This is a genomic window from Sphingomonas sp. GCM10030256, from assembly GCF_042666415.1.
Lineage (GTDB): Bacteria > Pseudomonadota > Alphaproteobacteria > Sphingomonadales > Sphingomonadaceae > Sphingomicrobium.
Map to the genome: position 1 here is coordinate 510,689 of NZ_JBHTDI010000001.1, position 20,352 is coordinate 531,040.

Genomic DNA, 20,352 nt, shown 5'->3' on the forward strand with positions numbered 1-20,352 from the left:
GATCTCTCCGGTTCTCGTCAGCTGGAGCGGCGAAACTGCCACCCGATCTCGGCACCCAATGCCGAGACTTCGCCGACGATGGCAAGCTGGGTGGTGGCACGAAGGCGTGCGTCGCCATCGACGAACACGCTCTCCTCGATCGACAGCTGGGCGCCGCGGCACCGGAAGTTCCACGGCGGAGCGCCGGCCGAGCGGAGGATGGCGCCCATGCCGTCGGCGGTCCGCACCGCTTCCACCGCCGGGTCGAGGTGGAAGCGGACTGCGAACGGCGCGGCTTCGCGGATCTTCTTGCGCCCGCGCGGCATCAGTCGGTCGAGTCCGCGAATTTCCTTGCCGTCGTTGCCGAGCGACAGGGCGCGGCTGTGCGCGAGGCCGAAGGCGCGAGCATAGCCTTCGTGAGTCGCCTCGATGCGGCTGACGTCGTCATCCTCGCTGCGATCCACGGCGACATCTTCCACCCCTTTGCCGAGCGATCCGTCGGGAAGGATGGCGGTGGAATTCGAATCGCCGAGCGTCAGCGTGCTGTGGGCCGCGGTAGTGCGGAGCGCCTGGATCAGTTCCGACGGGATGATCGAGGGAATTCGTCCCGGCCCGCCGCAATTGACCACCAGCCGCTGCGCGCCATCGCTGATCTCCACCGCCAGCGTCGAGGCGGAGCCGTTGCGGGCCATCCTGGCTGGCGGCGGCGGAGCGGCGTCCATGACAATGATCGTGCCGAGAGCGGACAGGCGGTGGTAGCCCCATGCCCGCGCTTGGCGCAGTGGACGGGCACGCAAGCCGCAGCCTTCGAACACCGCCGCAAGCCGCCGCGAGCTGCCGGGGTTTCCGCCTTGCCAGCTGGACATTGCGCCGTCGCCCATGGTGACGCCATGAAGCGCCGCGAACGCCGCGGCGGCGGCATTCTCCAGCGCGTCGGGCGGGGTCTGCTTGGCCGCCTGGTAGGCGGCGCGGAGCAGGCCGAGACGATCCACCAACAGCAATTGCTCCGCCGGCGAACGACTGAGCAGCCCGCCGTCTTCGCTTTGGGAAGTGGCCAGCGCCCGGGCGAGTCCGCTTTCCGCCCGCGCAACCTTGGTCGCTCCCCCTTGGAGAAGCAGGCTGGCGGCCGTGACTCCGGCCCAGGCCGTGATCCGCGGCAGGCCGGGCGGGGTCTTATCGCCGGTGGTCGCGACGTGGCGAGCTCCCCGTGCCATAGTGTTGAGCATCGCCGAACGGTAGTTGGGGTCGCGGCTGGAGAGGAGGTAGGGTGCATAGGCCGTCCAGAAGAGCAGCCGCTCGCCCCATAGCTCGGGGGCCCAGGCGGCATCGACCTTGCTGCCGTGTGCGACGAGCCAGCGCGCGGCGATGCCTTCGGCCACCTGCGAGCCCTTGTCCCGGGTGGCCGCTGCGGCGAGGTCTCGCAACCAGGAGAAGCCCTGCAGCTCCGCGGTGAGCGGATCGTCGGTGCCAAGCGCCGCCAGATCGAGCTCTGGTAGCGCGAGCATGGCGCTGCCGCGGATGAACTTGCCGGCGAGCATCGCATCGCCGCGAATCCGGTCGCCCACGACATGATCGCGCGGAACAGCGGTCAACCGCAGCGGCTGCTTCGCATTGCCGAGCCAGCGCGACAACAACGGTGCGCGGCCCAGCTTCTCGACCACGGCGTTGGTGGCCGCGGCCTCGCTCACGCGGCTCCTCGCAGGGCCGCGATGTTGGCCGCGTAGCGATCGGGCCCGCCGCGGAACGCCGCGGTCCCGGCGACGAGGGCGCTCGCCCCCGCATCGGCGGCCTGCCGGGCGGTGACCGGATCGATCCCGCCATCCACCTCGATCGTGACCTCGAGCCCTTCCTTCGCGACGCGCCTGGCGATCGCTTCGATCTTGCGCAATTGACTGGCGATGAACGTCTGGCCGCCAAACCCCGGGTTGACGCTCATCACCAGGACGAGGTCGACCTCTTCCAGGACATAGTCGAGCGCCTTGGCGGGCGTAGCCGGGTTGAGCGAAACGCCCGCCTTCTTTCCCAGCGCCTTGATCCGCTGCACGGTGCGGTGGAGATGCGGGCCGGCTTCGGGATGGACGGTGATGATGTCCGCGCCCGCTTCAGCGAACGCTTCGAGAAACGGGTCGACGGGGGCGATCATCAGATGGATGTCGAACGGCTTGCCGCTGTGAGGACGGAGCGCCTTCACCACCGCCGGGCCGATGGTGAGGTTGGGCACGAAATGCCCGTCCATCACGTCGATGTGGATCCAGTCGGCCCCGGCCGCATCGATGGCGCGGACCTCCTCGCCCAGCCGAGCGAAATCGGCAGACAGGATGGAGGGGGCGATCAGGGGTACGGGCACCGGCTGGGATTAGCCGCTAAGGTGCCGATCGGACAAGGCGCGCGACAAAGAAGCCGTCGAGCCCGCCAACCTCCTCCAGCATCGATGGAAGGATTCGCAGCCAGCCCTTTTCGGTCGGGGCTGTCCCCACCGGCACTTCGGAACTTGCGACCGGAGCTGTTTGAAAGGCCGGCGTGCGCTGGAGAAAGGCCTCCACCGCCCTCTCTCCTTCGTCGGGTTCGAGCGAGCATACCGCGTAAACGAGGGTGCCGCCGGGCACGACTTGCGTCGCGGCATGATCGAGCAGCCGCCACTGCAGCGCGGCGCTTTCGGCAATGATCGCGGGCCGGGCGCGGTAGAGCACCTCGGGGTGGCGGCGGAAGGTCCCGGTTGCCGAGCAGGGGGCGTCGAGCAGCACGGCGTCGAACAAGGCTTCGCCCTGCCATTCCAGCGCATCGGCGGTGACGGTCGTGGCAGAAAGCTTCGTTCGGGCCAGGTTCGCGGCAAGTCGCGCCAGACGACTTTCAGACCGGTCGACGGCGGTGACCTGGTGACCGGCCGCAACCAATTGCATCGTCTTGCCGCCTGGCGCAGCGCACAGGTCAAGGACACGGCGAGGCTCAGCCGGCATCAGCCTGGCCGGAAGCGAAGAGGCGAGGTCCTGCACCCACCATCGTCCCGCGCCGAAGCCCGGCAAGTCCGTTACTCCGGCGCCGCCGGTCAGGCGCACGTGCCCACGCGCCAGCTGCATTCCGCCGTTCGTTGCGGCAAAAGCTGAAGCTTCGTCGTCGTCGGCGAAGCTGAGGTCGAGTGGCGGCCGGCGGACAATGGCGCGCCGGGCCGCGGCGACCTCGGCGTCGCCCCAGGCGGCACTCCAGCGGGCTTCGACCTGTTCCGGGAGCCTCGCTCCACCGGTCTGCGGGAGCGGGCGGCGAAGCAAGGTGCCCAGCACCCCATGGACCAGCCGCCGTGGGCCGCCGTCCACCAAGGGCAGCGCGGTCGCGACCAGGGCATGGTCGGGCACCTGGAGCGCAATCTTCTGCGCAAGCGCGAGCCGCAGCACCATCCGCGCCTTGGCATCGTCCGGCAAAGGCTGCCGTGTGGCACCGTCGATCAACTCGTCGAGGTCTGGCAAACGCCGCAAGGTCTCGCCGACAATCGCCAGGGCGAGCGCCTTGTCCGCCGGCGTGAGCTTCGCGCCCAATTGCGCCGCATTGTCGAGCGTCTGCCCACGCCGCAGCACCGCGTCCAGCATCGCCAGCGCCGCTTGCCGGGTGGGAAGTCCTTCAACCCTTGGCAGCGGAGCTTTCATCGCCCATCTCGCCATGCATGAAGCGGCCCAAGCACCTCGATCCGCCAGCCACCCTCAGCCCGTCGCCTCCAGTGCCGGAGCCGAAGGCAATCGCGCCGACCCCGCCGCCGTCCGGCGACAAGCCTCGGCTGGAGCCGACCCGTTATGGCGACTGGGAGCAAGGCGGCATCGCCTGGGATTTTTGAGCGGCTCACCTAGTGGCTCTCCGGGCGCGGCGGCCGGCTGAGGAGGCTTTCCAGCACCTCATCCACCTGTGCCCGGCCGGCGAGCAGATCGTCCACCGCGGCGACGATCGGCATGTCGATGCCGCGCTGCTCGGCAAGCCGCCGAAGCACCGGCGCGGTGAACGCGCCTTCCGCGACGGTGCGCCGGTCCGCCATGAGATCCGCGGCGGCGCGACCTTCGCCGATCCCCTTGCCCAGCGAGAAGTTGCGCGAGCTGGTGGATGAGCAGGTGAGCACCAGGTCGCCGAGGCCTGACAAGCCGGCCAAGGTCTCGCGCCGGGCGCCGCAGGCTAGGCCGAATCGTGTCATCTCGGCGAAGCCGCGGGCAATCAGTGCCGAGCGGGCGTTCTGGCCCAGCCGTTTGCCTTCGACGACCCCGCAGGCGATCGCCAGCACGTTCTTCACCGCGCCGCCGACTTCCGCGCCGGCAACGTCGTCGGACAGGTAGATGCGGAACGACGGCTGCCCGAGGCGGTCGCGCACCGCCTCCCCCTTGCCGCCGTCACCGTTGGCGAGTGTCACCGCGGTGGGCAGCCCGGCGGCAACCTCATGGGCGAAGGTCGGACCGGACAGAACCATGACGTCCGACGCCGGGCAGCTCGACCGCGCAACGTGGTGGAGCAGGTCGCCGCTGCGCTCCTCGATGCCCTTGGAACAGAGGATCAGCGGCCCCGCGAACGACGGCGCGGCCGACAGCACCGCGCGCATGTGCTGCGCCGGAGTGACCACCAGCCAGGCGTGACAGCCGGCCAGGTCGGCCAGGTCCTCCGTGGCGCGGATCGCGGGAGAAAGCGTCTGCCCCGGCAGGAACAGGGCATTCTCCTGCCGCTGATTGATGCTCGCCACCACGTCCGGCTCGAGCGCCCACAGCAGGGTGTCGCGCCCGCCCGCGGCCGCGACCTGGGCCAGCGCCGTGCCCCACGCGCCGCCGCCGATCACCCCTATGCGCTCAATCATGCCTTCACCCCTGCCCCGCGCACCGTCTCCGCCGCCGGATCGAGCGGCCAGCGGGCCCGCGCCGGCGATTCGAGGCCGTCCACCGCCCCCACCGCAAGCCGCTCCGCCCCCGCCCAGGCGATCATTGCTGCATTATCGGTGCACAACCAGCTGGGCGGGACGGCAAAGCTTCGCCCGTGCCGCTCCGCCAGACTCGCAAGTGCGGCACGGATTGCGCCGTTGGCCGCCACTCCGCCGGCGACGACCAGCGCCGGAGCGTTGCTTGTCGCCAGCGCCCGGGCGGTGCGGTCGACCAGGCAGTCGATCACCGCCTGCTGGAAGCTGGCGGCGATGTCGGCGGGCCGGTGCGTTCCGGCGACTACAGCGCGCTGCACCGCGCTCTTCAGCCCGGCGAAGGAGAAATGCGGCTCCGGGCTGCCGAACAACGGCCGGGGCAGCGGAACCGCATCAGCGTCGCCCTCCTCCGCCAGCACCTCGATTGCCGGCCCGCCCGGATAGGGCAAGCCGAGCAGCTTGGCGGCCTTGTCGAACGCCTCGCCCGCGGCATCGTCGATGGTGGTCGCCAACCGGCGGTAATCACCGACCCCGCAGACCTCCAGCAGCTGGCAATGCCCCCCGCTGGCGAGCAGCAGCAGATAAGGAAAGCCAAGCGCCGGATCGACCAGCCGCGGTGACAGCGCATGGCCTTCGAGGTGGTTGACCGCAACCAGCGGCTTGCCCGCCGCCAGCGCCAGCCCCTTGCCGGTCAGCAGGCCAACCATCACTCCGCCGATCAACCCCGGTCCAGCGGTGGCGGCGATCGCATCCACCTGCGCTACCTCGACGCCGGCGTCGTTCAGCACCTGCCGCACGAGGCCTGGCAGCACCTCGACATGGGCCCGGGCGGCGATTTCCGGCACGACGCCGCCGAATGGCTGATGCGCCTTGTTCTGGCCGACCACCACCTGCGCCAGGATCTGGCGGTCGCTCGTCACCAGCGCCGCCGCACTGTCGTCGCAGGAGGATTCAAGGCCGAGGATGAGGGTCATTGCTGCGCGCCCTTTGCCCGAAGCGCCTCCGATGCACTAGGGGGCGACAATGGATCGCCCTCTTGTTCTTGGAACCCGGGGTTCGCCGCTGGCGATGGCTCAGGCGCGGATGACGGCTGGCGCGCTGGAGGTGGCGCACGGCTGGCCCGAGGGCAGCGTCGTGCTACGCCCGGTGAAAACCAGCGGCGATCGGATCCAGGACCGCCCGCTGGCCGAAGTGGGCGGCAAGGCGCTGTGGACCAAGGAGCTGGACCTCGCCCTGCTCGCCGGAGAGACCGATTTCTCCGTTCACTCGATGAAGGATGTGGAAAGCGAGCGGCCGGACAGCCTGTGCATCGTCGCGACCCTCGCGCGGGCGGATGTGCGCGACCGGCTGATCGGAGCGCCATCGGTCGAGGCGCTCGGCCAAGGCGCCAAGGTCGGTACCTCCTCGCCTCGCCGGGCGGCCCAGCTGCTGCGGCTCCGTCCAGACCTGCGCGTCGAGAGCATCCGCGGGAACGTCGCGACCCGGCTGACGCGTCTGCAGGGCGGAGAATATGACGCGACCCTGCTGGCTGCAGCCGGGCTCGACCGGCTCGGGATAGAAGTCGGTACGCCGGTCGAGATCGGAACCATGCTGCCGGCGCCCGGCCAGGCCGCGATCGGGATCGAGTGCCGCTCGGACGACGAGCGCACCCGCGGATTACTGCAGGCGATCAACCACACGCCGACCCATCATGCGGTCACCGCCGAGCGGCGCTTTGCACGCGCCATCGGTGGCTCCTGCCACTCACCGGTGGCCGCGCTCGCAGTGGAGCACGGCGACGGCCGCGTCTGGCTGCGGGCCGAACTGCTCAGCAGCGACGGCGCGGAGCATGTCGCGGGCGAACTCCTGTTCGATCTTGAGCCGGACGAGCAGGCGCCCGAGCGGCTCGCAGCCGGACTGCTGGAGCGCGCGCCGGCCGCGGTTCGGAGCTTGTTCGGCGGGTGAGACGGCTGGTCATCCTGCGGCCGGAGCCGGGTGCCAGTGCGACCATGGACCGGGCGCGGAAGCGAGGTCTGGATGCGGTCAGCCTGCCATTGTTCCGGATCGTGCCGGTAGAATGGCAATGTCCTGACCTGGCCCGGATCGATGCGCTGCTGGTCACCAGCGCCAACGCGGTGCGCCATGCGGGAGCGGACCTGCCCCGCCTGACCCGCTTGCCGGCCTATGCGGTAGGAGCGGCGACGGCAACGGCGTTGCTTCAGGCGGGGTTCGGGGTGGCGGCGAGCGGACGTGGCGGGGTCGATGCTTTGCTCCGCGAAGTGGAACCAACAATCCGCCTGCTGCACCTTTGCGGCGAGGAGCGTCACGAGCCAGCCCTCGACAGCCATGCTGTCACATCGGTGGTGGTCTACCGGGCGGTGGCGGTGGAAGGAGCCATCCCGCCGGGAGCGCTGTCCGGTGCCGTAGCGCTGGTCCATTCGCCACGGGCAGGCCAGCGTCTCGCTGAACTTGTGCGGGAACGCGCGACGACAAGCATTGCTGCGATCAGCGCTACAGCCGCGGCCGCCTGCGGTCGAGGCTGGGGGGAGGTGGCCATTGCCGCGGAGCCGCGCGACGAAGCCCTGCTTTCCCTTGCCGAGCGGCTGTGCAACTGTCCGGTCCCGGAATGACGAGCGCACCATCACGACGCAGATTGAGCTTCGGCACGATGCTGCTGCTGACCTTACTCCTTCTTCTGGCCGCCGCGGCGGCGACGGTCTGGGCTCTTGCCCGCTGGCCGGGCGCCGCGAGGTTTTTGGGCGTCGCTGAGCCGGGGGCTCTCGCTGCCCCACCCGCTCCGGCGATGAGCCTTGCCGTCCAGCCGCAAGCGTCGGCCCTGCCGTCGGCTGACGCGGTTCGCCTTGCCGCGCTCGAAGGTCGCTTGGCGCGGGTGGAAAGCGCAACTCAGCGGGCGGAAGGATCCGCAGGTCGAGCCGATGCGCTACTGGTTGCCTTCGCTGCCCGCCGTGCGATCGATCGCGGCGTGGCGCTGGGCTACCTGGAACCCTTGCTGGTGGAGCGGTTCAGCGCCACTCACCCGCGTGCGGTCGCCACGGTCGTCACCGCGTCGCGCAACCCGGTCACATTGGACCAGCTGACCGCGGATTTCGATGCGCTCGAGCCGGTGCTCAAGGGCGGCGCTCCGAACGAGGGGGTGTGGGACGGGGTGCGGCGCGAGCTTGGGTCCCTCGTGTCGATCCGCCGCGCCGACCGCCCCTCGCCGCGGCCAAATGCCACCTACGACCGGGCGCAGGCGCGGCTGGCTGCCGGACAGGTCGACCTTGCCCTTACCGAAGCGATGCGGCTTCCCGGCATCGCCCGCGCCGGCGGGTGGGTCCGCCGCGCCCGGATCTATGTCGCCGCGCACCGTTCGCTGGACGAGGTGGAGAGCGCCGCCCTGCTCGCCGGGGCGAACTGACCAGCATCGGACAGCTGCCCCCCGCGACGAAGTGGCTGGACAGCGAGTCCGGCCTTTGCGATTCTACCGCCTCGATCACGGAACACAGGTTTCGTGCAGGACGCAAGTTACCAAGGCCTTCGTTTCAGGGGCCTTGCCGGGGGTTGAGGTCATGACGTCAGTGCGGCTTGGGGTGGGAACCATTGTTGCGGCTGCGCTTCTGGGCCCGGCTGCTTCGGCACAGGTGGCGGCGCCCTCGCGGCCGGTCGTCATGCGGCCCGCACCGCCGGCGCTTCTCGCTTCGCGGATCAACGGGCTGGGCGCCGGCTTCAACGGCCGGGTCGGCATCGCCGTTCAATCGGTGGAGAGCGGTTGGCGTCTCGGCTGGCGTGCGGACGAGCTGTATCCGCAACAGAGCGTGAGCAAGATGTGGGTCGCCCTGACCGCTCTCGACGCGGTCGACAAGGGGCGGGTCAGCCTTGACGACCGGGTGACGCTCACCCAAGGCGATCTCACCCTGTTTAACCAGCCGATTGCCCAGAAGGTGCTTGGGCAGGCCGGCTACACCACCAGTCTCGGCGCGCTGATGTTCGAGGCGATCACCAAGAGCGACAACACGGCCAACGACAAATTGATGCGCTCGGTCGGCGGCCCCGCCGCGGTGCGCCGGATGATCGCCGAAAAGGGCTTGGGTCAGATCCGCTTCTACGACGGCGAGCGCGCGCTGCAGAGTCGAATCGCCGGGCTGACGTGGAGCCAGAGCTATTCGATCGGTGATGCCTTCTACAAGGCACGCAATGCCCTGCCGCTGTCCCTGCGCCAGTCCTTGTTCAATCGTTATATCGAGGACCCGTACGACGGCGCCTCGGTCAGCGCGATCGTCGACACCCTTGCGCGGCTGAAGCGCGGAGAGCTGTTGTCTCCGGCGTCGACCGCGCGGCTGCTGACGACCATGGGCAACACGCGCACCGGCAAGAACCGGCTTCGCGGCGGCCTGAAGCCGGGATGGTCGCTGTCGCACAAGACCGGCACCGGGCAGGTGCTGGGCGCGGTGCAGGCCGGGTATAACGACATCGGCATCATCACCGCGCCGGATGGCCGGAGCTATGCGGTGGCAGTGATGATCAAGAAGACCTCAACCCCGCTGATCACCCGCATGACCCTGATGAACAATGTCGTGCGCGCGGTAATCGAGCAGCACGAAGCAGGCAGCGGGAATCGCTTCATCCTGTCGCGCTGATGCCCGGCTCGCCTCCTCGGCGAGCATTGCAGTTTGTAAGATCCTGGGCAGTTTTGCGCCCGAAGGCCGCTGGAGCGGGCGAAGGGATTCGAACCCTCGACCCCAACCTTGGCAAGGTTGTGCTCTACCCCTGAGCTACGCCCGCTCTGGCGCCATGAACAGGACCGCTGAACCGGTCCCGTGGGTGAGGCGGCGCGCCTAGCATGGGCTTTCGGCGGCGCGCAACCCCTTCGTTGATGCGGGCCGCGAACCTTGCGGGCCACCGATGCGCCGCACATATGGCGGGCCACACAGGATAAGGGTGGCGGCGTGGCGACACTGGGAATGAGCGCTGAGGAGCGCGAGGCGATCAAGAGCTTCCAGGACAATGTCCTGCAGCCGTCCATGACCAGTCTGGTGATCCTCGACTTCTGGGCGGAGTGGTGCGGCCCCTGCAAGCAGCTCGGGCCGGTGCTGGACAAGGTCGCGGCCGACTATGCCGACAAGGGCGTCAAGCTGGTCAAGATCGACGTCGACAAGGACAAGGTGATCGCGGCGCAATTCCGGATCCAGTCGATCCCGACCGTCTACGCGCTGTTCGGCGGCCAGCCGGTTGCCGACCTCACCCAGTATCGAAGCGAAGGCCAGATCAAGCGGGTTCTCGACCAGCTGCTCGGTCAATTGCCGGTAAAAGGGGAAGCGCAATCGCTCGAGGCGGAGATCGAGCCGCTGATCGCGATGGGCGAGGAAGTGCTTGCCACTGGGGACACCGAGCGGGCGGAGAATATCTTCCGGCAGATACTCGACATGGCGCCAGAGCATCCGGAGGTGCTCGGCGGGCTGGCCCGTGCGCTGATTGCCTCCGGTCGCGCCGACGAGGCGCGCGCGACCCTGGACGCGGCGCCCGAGGATGCGGCGAAGGATCCCGCGCTGGCCCGGGCTCGCGCCGCGCTGGACGTCGCCACGGCCGCACCGAGCGGCGAGACCGCCGAACTGGAGGAGCGCGTCGCGGCCAATCCTGACGACCACCAGGCGCGCTTCGACCTGGCTGGGGCGCGGATGGCGGCGGGCGACCGCGAAGGCGCCGCCGATGCGCTGCTGGAGATCATCGCGCGCGACCGGGAGTGGAGCGAAGGCGCGGCCCGGACTCGCTTCCTTCAGCTACTCGAAGCGGCCGGGTTGGAAGACCCTTGGGCGCGCAGCCAGCGGCGGCGCTTGTCGGCATTGCTGTTCACGTGAGCGAAGCCATCGTCCGGGTACCGCTCTTCCCGCTGGCCGGAGCGATCCTCTTTCCGCGCAGCCAGTTGCCGCTCCACATCTTCGAGCCGCGCTATCGGGCAATGATCGAGGATGCCGGCTCCGCCCTAGGCCGGATCGGGATGATTCAGCCGCAAGGGGTGGGGGATCAGGTCGACGACCATCCCCCGCTCTACCGGGTCGGCTGCATCGGGGAGATCATCGGCCTGGAGGAGCTCGACGATGGGCGCTTCAACATCATCCTGCAGGGCAGCCAGCGCTTTCGCCTGATTGCCGAAGCCGATGTCGGCACCGCTTACCGCCAGGCGGACGTGGACACCGCGGCGTTCGACGATTCGGAACCTCAACCGCTCGGCCTCGCCCAACGGTCGGAGGTCGAGCGAGAGGCGCGGCGGCTTGGCGATGCCATGGGGCTGACGGTGGACTGGGCAGCGGTGAACCGGCTCGATGACGAGATGCTGGTCAACGCCATCGCCCAGGTGGCGCCGTTCGACGCCGGCGCCAAGCAGGCCCTTCTGGAAGAAGCCACCCTTGCCGGCCGCGCTGACCTGCTGGTGCAACTGATGCAATTTCTCCGCGCTGCCCACGGCGGCAGCGACCTCAGCCCGCGCTTGCAGTAGGGCTAGAGCGCCAAGATCAGATCGGCAGTCCGCGCAGCAGCAGCGGAAGGTCGCCGCTGGTCCCCCGCGCTTCTGCATTGAGTCTGGCCTTGAGCGGGCCAACGCGGTCTATCATGCTCATTCCGAAGCGGCGGACCGCCGATGCGGCTCGGCCGGGCAGGCCGTAGAGCCGGGTCAGCCCGTCGGTCGAGGCTGCAACCATCAACGTGTCGAGACTGCGCCAGCGCTGATAGCGGTCGAGCAGCTGTCGGTCGCCGAGATCGAGGCCGAGACGGGCGCCCTCCACCAGCACTTGCGCCAGCGCCGCCGCATCGCGGAAGCCGAGGTTCAGCCCCTGCCCGGCGATCGGGTGGATCGCATGCGCCGCATCGCCGACCAGCGCCATCCGGTGGGCGGTGATCCGCGCCGCATGGTGGAAGCCGAGTGGGTAGGTCGACCGGGGCGCCACAAGCCGCACCTGCCCAAGGAAGCCACCCATGGCCTGCTGCGCTTCCGCCGCGAAGTCTTCGTCCGACAGCGACATCCAGCCATGCGCGTCCGCGCTCGGCACCGACCAGACGATCGCCGAGCGATGGCCGTCGGCGCTGTCAGTCATCGGCAGCAACGCGAATGGCCCGGTCGGGTAGAAGATCTCGTATGCGACCTGCTCGTGCGGCAGTTGGTGGGTCAGTGTCGAAACGATCGCCGCATGATCGTAGCGCCAGCGCGCGATCCGGATCCCCGCCGCCTCGCGGGTTGGTGAATTGCGCCCTTCCGCGACCACCAGGAACGGGGCGCGGACCACCGACCCGTCGTTCAGCGACGTCGTGACGCCATGGTCGGTCCGGTCCGTAGCCACCGCCGACGACTTCCACCGCAAGCGAATGCTCGTCCCCGCTTCCGCCCGCGCCAGCAGTGCCGCGCGCAGGTGGCGATTTTCGTGCATCCAGCCGAGCGCCTCGTCATCGTCCTCCGGCTCGAAGGTGAGCCCGCCGGGCTCCAGGCCGTCGGCCACGCGGATCGAGTGGATCGGGCTGCCCGGTTCGGGGAAGTGCCCGGCCACGCCCGTCGCCTCCAGCATTCGCATGCTGGACGAGGACACCGCGCTGGTCCGGCCGTCGAACCGCGCGTCGCGGCGCTGGTCCGGGTCCGCCGGATCGACGATGATGCTCGAAAGGCCGCTCACGTCGAGGGCCGCGGCGAGGGCCAGGCCGACCAGCCCGCCGCCCAGAATGATGACGTCCGCATGATCCATGTGATGCATGTATGCCGCACAAGGGCGCTTGGCGAGGGGCGTGCCGGAGGCCACATCCTTGACCCCCGACTCCCCGGCAAGGCATTGTGGCGCCACGGCACAGGCACGGGTGGGGATCTAAAAGGATGGCGACCGCGGCAGGGCGGGCTCAGCGGCGCGAGCTGGAGCCGGATTGGCGGGAGAAGCTGCAGGCATCGCTGCGGGCGTTCCTTGTCCGCACTGGCGGCGCGCTGCTGCTTTCGCTCAGCATCGCGCTGGGCATTGCGCTGATCACCCATTCGTCGACCGATCCGAGCTGGAGCACCGCGGCGGGTGGGCCGCCGCTCAATTGGCTCGGCGCTCCGGGCGCCTACGCCAGCGACCTCCTGCTGCTGCTGTTCGGACTTGGGTCGGCTTTGTTCCTGCCGGTGATCGCGCTGGCCGGGTTGCGTCTGCTGCGCGGCGAGGGAGCGGGTCGCCCGGGGAGAGCGCTGCTAGTCGCCGGGGGCGGCGCCGCGCTGATCGGGGTCGCCCTGGGCCTGACCGCCGGGTCGGCGGTGTCCGGCCTGCCGGGCGGATGGGGCGGAGCCCTGGGCCTCGCCGGGGCGCATGGCGTCAATGCCGGGCTCGCCCTGATCGGTAACCCCGGCGTGGAAGGTCCCGCCCGGCTGACCCTGATCCTGTTGTTCGCCGCGGGCGGGCTGTTTCTTGCGATCGTCGCGCTCGCGCTCCGCTCCGAGGAGAAGGGCTGGGTGGCGAGCCTGTTTGCCCGTGCGCCCCGCGATCAGGAGCCCGCACCTCGCCGAACCGCCGAACCGCGCGACAAGGCACCGGCTGCCGCTGCCCCGCCACGGTCCCGGCCCACGGTGGCGGTTACGGAGCCCTCGGGAGCGATCGCGCCCGCCGCTGGCAAGAAGGAGGCCAAGGTCCGTGGCCGCGCAGATCCGCAGCAGCAGCCCGGCCTTGCCTTGGGCGACAGCTATCAGATGCCGCCGATCGACCTGCTGAGCCCGCCCGCCGAAGGGAGTCGGCAGCCGATCGACAAGGCCGGCCTCGAGCGCAACGCCCGCCTGCTCGAATCGGTGCTGGAGGACTTCCACGTTCGCGGCGACATCGTCGAGGTTCGGCCCGGCCCGGTGGTCACGTTGTACGAGCTGGAACCTGCCAGCGGGATCAAGGCCAGTCGTGTCATCCAGCTGGCCGACGACATCGCCCGCAACATGTCGGCGCTGTCCGCGCGCGTCGCGACCATCCCCGGACGCAGCGTGATCGGCATCGAGCTGCCCAATCCCAAGCGCGAGATGGTCTCCCTGCGCGAGCTGGTCGCAAGCCAGGCGTTCGAGGATCAGGCGATGAGCCTGCCGCTGATCCTCGGCAAGAACATCGCCGGCGACCCGGTTATCGCCGACCTGGCACCGATGCCGCACCTGCTGGTCGCCGGCACAACCGGATCCGGCAAGTCGGTCGGCCTCAACTGCATGATCCTGTCGCTGCTCTACCGGATGGGTCCGGACGAGTGCCGGATGATCATGATTGATCCCAAGATGCTGGAACTCAGCGTCTACGATGACATTCCCCACCTGCTCTCCCCGGTGGTGACCGAGCCGGCCAAGGCGATCCGCGCGCTCAAGTGGACCGTCGAGCAGATGGAGGAGCGTTATCGGATGATGGCGAGCCTCGGCGTACGTGCCCTGGCCAGCTTCAACGCAAAGGTGCGCGACGCCAAGGCCAAGGGCTCCAAGCTCGGGCGGCGGGTGCAGACCGGCTACGACGCCGACTCCGGCCAGCCGCTCTACGAGACGGAGGAGCTCGAATATGAGGTCCTGCCGCAGATCGTGGTGGTGGTGGACGAACTCGCCGACCTGATGATGACAGCCGGCAAGGAGGTGGAATTCCTAATCCAGCGCCTCGCCCAGAAGGCCCGCGCGGCGGGCATCCACCTGATCATGGCCACCCAGCGCCCCTCGGTCGACGTCATCACCGGCGTCATCAAGGCCAATCTGCCCACGCGAATCAGCTTCCAGGTCACCAGCAAGATCGATTCCCGCACGATTCTCGGCGAGCAGGGCGCGGAGCAACTGCTGGGCAAGGGCGACATGCTGTACATGCCCGGCGGCAAGCAGATCCTTCGTGTCCACGGCCCCTTTGTCAGCGACGAGGAGGTGCGCAGCATCGCCGAGCATTGGCGCCGGCAGGGGGTGCCCGACTACATCCAGGCGGTCACCGAGGAGCCGGAGGACGGCGGCTACATTCTCGACGGGCAGCCCGACGGCGAGGAGGATGCCGAGACCCAGCTCTACCGCAAGGCGATCCAGATCGTTGCCGAAAGCCAGAAGGCGTCCACCTCCTACCTGCAGCGACAGATGCGCATCGGCTACAATAGCGCGGCGCGGCTAATCGAGCGGATGGAGAAGGACGGCCGCGTCGGCCAACCGGACCATGTCGGCCGCCGCGAAGTGCTGATGGACACCGACGGCCACCCCTTGTGAGGCGCCCAGGGCTGAACCCAGGGGAACCGGCGGGTTCAGACCGCATTCAATGGCGGAGCGCCATCACCCGCGCAAACATTCCTTGAGGAGACCCCATGCCTTTCAGCCCTCTTTCCGCGCGCCTACTGGCCCCTGTTGCCGCGATCGCCGTGTTCGCCGGCAGCGCTGCGGCCGCGCAGGGCAGTGGGGTGATCGACCAGGTCGAACGCTCGCTCGGCGCCACTCAGTCGATGACCGCCAGCTTCTTCCAGACCGACCAGCGGAACCGCTCGCTGCGCGGCAGCCTTTCGCTGAAGCGTCCCGGCCGCATCCGCTTCGAATATGGCAGCGGGGCCAACATGCTGCTGGTCGGCAATGGCAAGACGCTGACCTTCATCGATTATGACGTCGGCCAGAAGTCGGCTTGGCCGGTCGCCAAGTCGCCGCTGAGTGTGCTGCTGTCGCCGAACCCAGAGCTTGACCGAATCGCTAGGGTGCTTCCCACCAAGGATCCGCGGGTCGTGCTGGTCCGCGCACGCGACGCGCGCCGGCCGGAGTTCGGGACGTTGATTCTCGCCTTCGTGAAGTCGGCCTCCGCGCCGGGAGGCCTGCTGCTGGAGGGCTGGACGGCGATCGACGCGCAGAACAAGCGCACCACCGTGAAGCTCGACAACCAGCGCTACAACGTCGCGGTGCCGGAGACCGCCTTTGCCTTTGCCGAGCCCAAGCGGCGGAAATAACGTCCTGAATTGCAATCGTTCATCGCCGGGTCAGCAGTGATTGTCTACAGGCGGTGTTGATCGTCGATGAGCCGGGGTTTCCCCCTGTTACCCGGACTTGGCGATCACCTCGCGTGACGAACGCTTGGTCGGCCCTCGCTCCATGCCCCCGGAGCGGGGGCCTTTGCGTATGAGGGCCACTCGCCTTTTCCCCGAACTTCACGCTAGAGCGGGCCTGTGACGACCCTGAAGATCGCCTCCTGGAACATCAACTCGGTTCGCGCCCGGACGGCCATCGTCGAGCGCCTGCTGCGGGAAGAAGCTCCTGACATCCTGTGTCTGCAGGAAACCAAGGCGCACAACGACGTCTTTCCGGCCGACTTCTTCCGCAAGGCCGGTTACGAGCACATCCTGCTCAACGGGCAGAAGATGCACCATGGCGTGGCGATCATCTCCAAGGTGCCGCTGGGGGACCCGGGCCGGCACGACTGGCAGGACAATGGGGAGGCGCGGCACGTGGGGGCGCTGTTGCCGCACGGCATCCGATTGGAGAACGTCTACGTTCCAGCCGGGGGCGACATCCCCGACCGGGCGCTCAACCCCAAGTTCGGCCAGAAGCTCGACTTCATCGAGCGGATGACCCGCTGGTCGGGAAAGTTGGCTCAGCCGACTTTGATCGTCGGCGACTTCAACGTCGCGCCACTGGAGTGCGACGTGTGGAGCCACAAGGCCTTGATCGACGTGGTCAGCCATACGCCGGTCGAGATCGAGGCGCTTGGCCAGTTGCAGGCGGCGCACGACTGGGTGGACCTTGGTCGCCGCTTCGTTCCCGCACCCGAACGCTGCTTCACCTGGTGGAGCTATCGCTCTCCCGACTTCACCAGGAACGACCGCGGCCGGCGGCTGGACCATATGTGGGCGAGCCCGACCCTCGCCGAGCAGGCCACCGGCCACCATGTGCTGGAGCCGTGCCGCAGCTGGGAACGGCCGTCCGATCACGTCCCGCTGGTCGTCGAGCTGACTCTTTGAGCAGCGTCGCCGAAGCGATCGCGGCACTGAGGGCTGGACGCCCCGTCCGGATCGGCCGGCAGGCCTTTCTGCCGATCGAGACGGGGAGCGACGAGCTGCTTGCGGTGCTCGATCCAAGCGAGTCCGCAAGCGTTCTGCTAAGTGCGGAGCGAGCGGCGGCGCTGAGATTGACCAGCGAACGCGAAGCGGCTTCGGGTCCCGCGATCATCGCACGCTGCGCGTGGCTCGACCGGGACATGGTAAGGGCCTTGGCTGATCCAGGACGCGACCTGTCGCGGCTCACGCCCGGCCCCCTGACCGTTCTCCCGCTCGAGCGGCCGGAGGAGACCCAGGCGGCCTTGACCCTGGCTCGCCTGGCCGGCCTGCTTCCGGCACTATGGCTGGTCCAGTCCGACACTCCGCTCCACGTCGAGCCGGACGAAGTTGCGGAGGCAGTCCGGAGGCAGCGCGCGGTGATCGCCTCCCGCGCCCGGCTGCCCCTGGACGGCGTTCAGGATGCGCAGATCATCGCTTTTCGCGTTTGCGACGACGGAAGCGAGCATGTCGCGCTGATGGTCGGAGCGCCCGGCGGCCGGCCGCCGCTGGTGCGGTTGCATAGCGAATGCCTGACCGGGGATGTTTTCGGTTCGCTCAAGTGCGACTGCGGACCGCAGCTGCGCTCCGCCCTCCGGCTGATCGCGGACGGGGAGGGCGGGATACTGCTTTACCTGCGGGACGAAGGGAGAGGGATTGGGCTGGCCAACAAGATCCGGGCCTATGCGCTGCAGGACCGTGGCCTCGACACGGTCGATGCCAACCGGCGGCTGGGATTTGCCGACGATGCGCGCGATTACGGGCTCGCGGCGGCGATGCTCCGGGCCTTGGGGGTCGAGGCCGTGCGCCTGCTGACCAACAATCCGGCCAAGGTTGCTGGACTTACAGGCGCCGGGATCGAAGTTGTCGAGCGCGTTCCCCACCGGCTGCCGCCGAACCCCCACAATGCCGCCTACCTTGCCGCAAAACGCACCCGTAGCGGCCACCTCGACTGACGGGTCGGGCTAGTCCTCGAACAAGGCCGTCCCGACCCGCACCGCGGTGGCGCCCAGCATCACCGCCGCACGATAATCGGAGCTCATTCCCATCGACAGTCCGGTGACGTCGTGGCGTCGCGCCAGCTTGGCCAGCAGGGCGAAGTAGGGAGACGGCTCGACCCCTAGCGGCGGAATCCCCATCAGCCCGGCCAAGGGCAGCGGCGAGGATCGTACCTCCGCCAGGAAGGCCGACAGCTCGGCCAGCGCTACGCCCCCCTTCTGCTCTTCCTCACCGATGTTGACCTGCACAAATGCGCTCGGGAACTTACCAGCCTTTTCCCCGGCGGCCACCAGCGCGTCGAGCAGCGAACGGCGATCCAGCGAATGCACCGTCGTGAACAGCTCCACCGCGGCTTCGGCCTTGTTGGACTGCAGGCGCCCGATGCAATGCAGCTGAACGTGCGGACAGCGGTGAAGCAGCGCTGGCCACTTGGCCTCGGCCTCCTGCAGCCGGCTCTCGCCGAAATCGCGTTGGCCAGCCTCGATCAGCGGCTCGATGGCCTCGGCGCCGCGGGTCTTAGAGACGGCGAGGAGTTTCACATCGTCTGCCCGACGGCCGGCGGTGCGAGCCGCAGCGGAGATGGTGTCGAGGATCTGCTGGCGGCGGAAGGCTGGGTTCACGGGCGCTGCTATAGGTGGCGCCATGCCGCGCCGCCACCCCGAGACCCCCACTGCCTGGCTGATCACCGATCCGCGGCTTGACGCCGAACTCCTTGCCATCATCCGCCGGCTTCCCCGCGGATCGGGCGTCCTGGTGCGCCATCACCACCTAGGGCCGGGAGAACGGGCGCGGCTGCTCCGCAGGATTCGACGAGGGGCGGCAGGCCGCCAGCTAGTGGTTGTGGATGAGACGCAAGGCAGGACAGCGCGAGTGCACTCCGCGCGGGAGATCGCCCGGGCTCGGCTCCAGGGCGCCCGGTGGCTGCTCGTGTCGCCGGTGTTCCCCACGCGCAGCCATCCTGACTGGCGGCCCCTGCCGAGAATGAAAGCCGCCGCACTTGTCCGCCTGGCGGGGCATGCGGCCGTTGCCTTGGGCGGGATGGATGTACACCGCTTTCGGCAGGTAGCCCCGCTCGGTTTTGCCGGTTGGGCGGGGATTGATGGCTGGCCGATGCGCAAGAAGCCGTCAGGAAAGTAAATCCCGCGACATCGCTTCAGTGCGCTGCGACCGCTTGGCTTAGAACTTGAGCGCGGTTCCGACGTAGACCGCCTGGCTGTCGCGGCGCTGATCGTTCAGCGTGGCGACGCGGTCGCGCTCGATCTTGTAGCGCACGCCGCCAGTTACCGCGACGCGGTTCGAGATATTGTACGCGCCGCCGACATCCAGCGCATAGGCCTTGGATTCGCCAAGCGCGGGGACATCCCGTTCGGCATGGTCGGCGCTGGCCGCAACCCGGCCCGTAAACCGCTTCAGGTCGTAGCTGAGCCCGAGGACCGCGGCCTCGCGCTGACCGAGCGCGGGATTGCTGCTCTTGGCGGTCGCCACGTCGCCCGAGATCGCGAACCTCTTCCAGCCCACCGCTACGCCGAGGTTGTACGTCGCCGGAGTGAGCGACACGCCGGCCGCGGCGGTTTGCGCAGCAACGTCGCGAACCCGCTCAACGGCTTGCCCGGGAGTCTCGGCGCGGGCGCGGATCGCCACGCGAATCTGCGAAGGCCGCCGCTTGCTGGCCGTCGGAGTGAACTTGAAATCACTCGCCAACACCGGCCGGTTGGCGAAGGCCGCGGCCAGCCGCGGATCGGCCTGCGCCGGGGTGAAGCCTTGCTCGAAGCTCAACGCAACCGCGGGCGGTCGCTTCTTCACGGCGGGGGCAGCGAGTGCGAACGTCGCAGGCAACAGGATAGCTACTGCGGCACCCACCGCAGCCACCCTGATCACACCGGACGATACGCCAATCACCAAGCCCTACTCCCTGCCGAGTCGAATATAGCCCGGCCAACCCGAATGTTCCACGACTGCCGGGAAGAAGCCAGCGGCCTGTGACCTTGAATCCACATTGCTGCCCCGGTGCGAGACGGCTTGCGGCTTGGCGTGCGCCTCTTATAACGCCGGCGAACCTTTTCGAGACAGGAAGAACCTGATGGTCCGTCTGCCGCTTGCTGCCGCTGCGCTGATCCCGCTGGCGCTCTTTTCCGCGGGCTGTTCGCGCAACCGCGATCTGCCCAACACGCTGGCGCCCTCCCGGATGACCGCCATCGGCGTCAACACCTACCTGTGGCGGGCCGCAATCGACACTCTGAGCTTCGCGCCGCTGATCACCGCCGACAGCAATGGCGGCGTGATCGTCACCGACTGGTACGCCAGCCCCAGCACACCGGGCGAGCGGGTCAAGCTGACCGTCTCAATCCTCGATCAGGAGCTGCGCGCCGACGCCTTGCGGGTGGCTGCGCTGCGCCAGGTCAACCAGGGTGGCCAGTGGGTCGATGCTCCGGTCAGCGCCGCCACGGTGCAAAAACTGGAGGACATCATCCTCACCCGCGCCCGCGATATCCGCCGCACCACGGTGGGCGGCTGAGAGCCAAGAAGGA

Annotated in this window: 21 protein-coding genes and 1 tRNA gene; 13 read left to right on the top strand and 9 right to left on the bottom strand. The window is 68.7% G+C overall.

Features of this window, described 5'->3' with window-relative positions; genetic code table 11:
- Positions 1-17 precede the first annotated feature (17 nt).
- Genes ACFQPG_RS02350 through ACFQPG_RS02360 form a run of 3 tightly spaced genes read right to left on the bottom strand, consistent with a single transcriptional unit; the run spans position 18 to position 3,617 of the window.
- Positions 18-1,667, bottom strand: coding sequence for a heparinase II/III family protein (locus ACFQPG_RS02350; protein WP_380809961.1), 1,650 nt, complete (start codon positions 1,665-1,667; stop codon positions 18-20).
- Positions 1,664-2,326 carry a ribulose-phosphate 3-epimerase gene (gene rpe, locus ACFQPG_RS02355; protein WP_380809962.1) on the bottom strand — a complete coding sequence of 221 codons (663 nt, stop codon included), beginning with the start codon at positions 2,324-2,326 and terminating at the stop codon, positions 1,664-1,666. Before rpe ends, ACFQPG_RS02350 begins: the two co-directional genes overlap by 4 nt.
- A gap of 16 nt (positions 2,327-2,342) precedes the next feature.
- Positions 2,343-3,617: an RsmB/NOP family class I SAM-dependent RNA methyltransferase gene (locus tag ACFQPG_RS02360; RefSeq protein WP_380809964.1), complete on the bottom strand. Its 1,275-nt coding sequence runs from the start codon at positions 3,615-3,617 to the stop codon at positions 2,343-2,345.
- 17 nt (positions 3,618-3,634) lie between these two features.
- Here ACFQPG_RS02360 and ACFQPG_RS02365 point away from each other — a divergent pair, with 17 nt between their 5' ends.
- Positions 3,635-3,802 (top strand): DUF1674 domain-containing protein, encoded by a 168-nt coding sequence (locus tag ACFQPG_RS02365; protein ID WP_380809966.1) that lies wholly within the window; start codon positions 3,635-3,637, stop codon positions 3,800-3,802.
- Positions 3,803-3,811: 9 nt separating this feature from the next.
- On the opposite strand, the gene ACFQPG_RS02370 is transcribed toward ACFQPG_RS02365, so the two are convergent.
- Entirely contained in the window at positions 3,812-4,798 is a 987-nt protein-coding gene (locus ACFQPG_RS02370; protein WP_380809968.1) for an NAD(P)H-dependent glycerol-3-phosphate dehydrogenase, read from the bottom strand.
- Positions 4,795-5,826, bottom strand: a complete 1,032-nt coding sequence (gene tsaD / locus ACFQPG_RS02375) for a tRNA (adenosine(37)-N6)-threonylcarbamoyltransferase complex transferase subunit TsaD (protein ID WP_380809970.1) — start codon at positions 5,824-5,826, stop codon at positions 4,795-4,797. The genes ACFQPG_RS02370 and tsaD overlap by 4 nt, the downstream gene beginning before the upstream one ends.
- A 49-nt stretch (positions 5,827-5,875) precedes the next feature.
- Here tsaD and hemC point away from each other — a divergent pair, with 49 nt between their 5' ends.
- The 4 genes from hemC (at position 5,876) to bla (ending at position 9,468) form a co-directional block, all read left to right on the top strand.
- Positions 5,876-6,796 (top strand): hydroxymethylbilane synthase, encoded by a 921-nt coding sequence (gene hemC, locus ACFQPG_RS02380; RefSeq protein ID WP_380809972.1) that lies wholly within the window; start codon positions 5,876-5,878, stop codon positions 6,794-6,796.
- Positions 6,793-7,461, top strand: coding sequence for a uroporphyrinogen-III synthase (locus tag ACFQPG_RS02385; RefSeq protein WP_380809974.1), 669 nt, complete (start codon positions 6,793-6,795; stop codon positions 7,459-7,461). Before hemC ends, ACFQPG_RS02385 begins: the two co-directional genes overlap by 4 nt.
- The gene (locus ACFQPG_RS02390) at positions 7,458-8,249 is read left to right on the top strand and encodes a hypothetical protein (protein ID WP_380809975.1); all 792 of its coding nucleotides are present in this window, start codon (positions 7,458-7,460) and stop codon (positions 8,247-8,249) included. The genes ACFQPG_RS02385 and ACFQPG_RS02390 overlap by 4 nt, the downstream gene beginning before the upstream one ends.
- 223 nt (positions 8,250-8,472) lie before the next feature.
- Positions 8,473-9,468 carry a class A beta-lactamase gene (gene bla / locus ACFQPG_RS02395; RefSeq protein ID WP_380809977.1) on the top strand — a complete coding sequence of 332 codons (996 nt, stop codon included), beginning with the start codon at positions 8,473-8,475 and terminating at the stop codon, positions 9,466-9,468.
- A gap of 70 nt (positions 9,469-9,538) precedes the next feature.
- Here bla and ACFQPG_RS02400 read toward each other — a convergent pair.
- Positions 9,539-9,613, bottom strand: a tRNA-Gly gene (locus ACFQPG_RS02400).
- Between the two features lie 179 nt (positions 9,614-9,792).
- Between ACFQPG_RS02400 and ACFQPG_RS02405 the strand changes: the two genes are divergently transcribed.
- Both ACFQPG_RS02405 and ACFQPG_RS02410 read left to right on the top strand, forming a co-directional pair.
- Entirely contained in the window at positions 9,793-10,686 is an 894-nt protein-coding gene (locus ACFQPG_RS02405; protein WP_380809978.1) for a tetratricopeptide repeat protein, read from the top strand.
- Positions 10,683-11,324: an LON peptidase substrate-binding domain-containing protein gene (locus ACFQPG_RS02410; RefSeq protein WP_380809980.1), complete on the top strand. Its 642-nt coding sequence runs from the start codon at positions 10,683-10,685 to the stop codon at positions 11,322-11,324. Before ACFQPG_RS02405 ends, ACFQPG_RS02410 begins: the two co-directional genes overlap by 4 nt.
- A gap of 16 nt (positions 11,325-11,340) precedes the next feature.
- Here ACFQPG_RS02410 and ACFQPG_RS02415 read toward each other — a convergent pair whose 3' ends face one another.
- Entirely contained in the window at positions 11,341-12,558 is a 1,218-nt protein-coding gene (locus ACFQPG_RS02415; RefSeq protein ID WP_380809982.1) for an FAD-dependent monooxygenase, read from the bottom strand.
- 125 nt (positions 12,559-12,683) lie between these two features.
- Between ACFQPG_RS02415 and ACFQPG_RS02420 the strand changes: the two genes are divergently transcribed.
- The 4 genes from ACFQPG_RS02420 to ribA all read left to right on the top strand — a co-directional run bounded on the left by ACFQPG_RS02420 (position 12,684) and on the right by ribA (position 17,781).
- Positions 12,684-15,026: a DNA translocase FtsK 4TM domain-containing protein gene (locus tag ACFQPG_RS02420; protein ID WP_380809983.1), complete on the top strand. Its 2,343-nt coding sequence runs from the start codon at positions 12,684-12,686 to the stop codon at positions 15,024-15,026.
- A gap of 95 nt (positions 15,027-15,121) precedes the next feature.
- Positions 15,122-15,745, top strand: a complete 624-nt coding sequence (locus ACFQPG_RS02425) for an outer membrane lipoprotein carrier protein LolA (RefSeq protein ID WP_380809985.1) — start codon at positions 15,122-15,124, stop codon at positions 15,743-15,745.
- A 225-nt stretch (positions 15,746-15,970) separates the two neighbouring features.
- Positions 15,971-16,753, top strand: coding sequence for an exodeoxyribonuclease III (locus ACFQPG_RS02430; protein ID WP_380811677.1), 783 nt, complete (start codon positions 15,971-15,973; stop codon positions 16,751-16,753).
- Positions 16,750-17,781 (top strand): GTP cyclohydrolase II, encoded by a 1,032-nt coding sequence (gene ribA, locus ACFQPG_RS02435; protein ID WP_380809987.1) that lies wholly within the window; start codon positions 16,750-16,752, stop codon positions 17,779-17,781. Before ACFQPG_RS02430 ends, ribA begins: the two co-directional genes overlap by 4 nt.
- A gap of 9 nt (positions 17,782-17,790) precedes the next feature.
- On the opposite strand, the gene ACFQPG_RS02440 is transcribed toward ribA, so the two are convergent.
- Entirely contained in the window at positions 17,791-18,444 is a 654-nt protein-coding gene (locus ACFQPG_RS02440; protein ID WP_380809989.1) for a YggS family pyridoxal phosphate-dependent enzyme, read from the bottom strand.
- 22 nt (positions 18,445-18,466) lie between these two features.
- Here ACFQPG_RS02440 and ACFQPG_RS02445 point away from each other — a divergent pair, with 22 nt between their 5' ends.
- Positions 18,467-18,961 (top strand): thiamine phosphate synthase, encoded by a 495-nt coding sequence (locus ACFQPG_RS02445; RefSeq protein ID WP_380809990.1) that lies wholly within the window; start codon positions 18,467-18,469, stop codon positions 18,959-18,961.
- Between the two features lie 39 nt (positions 18,962-19,000).
- Here the strand turns inward: ACFQPG_RS02445 and ACFQPG_RS02450 are convergent, their stop codons facing one another.
- Positions 19,001-19,723: a porin gene (locus ACFQPG_RS02450; RefSeq protein WP_380809992.1), complete on the bottom strand. Its 723-nt coding sequence runs from the start codon at positions 19,721-19,723 to the stop codon at positions 19,001-19,003.
- A 181-nt stretch (positions 19,724-19,904) separates the two neighbouring features.
- On the opposite strand from ACFQPG_RS02450, the gene ACFQPG_RS02455 reads away from it, so the two are divergent.
- Positions 19,905-20,339 carry a DUF3576 domain-containing protein gene (locus ACFQPG_RS02455; protein ID WP_380809993.1) on the top strand — a complete coding sequence of 145 codons (435 nt, stop codon included), beginning with the start codon at positions 19,905-19,907 and terminating at the stop codon, positions 20,337-20,339.
- Positions 20,340-20,352: the final 13 nt, after the last annotated feature.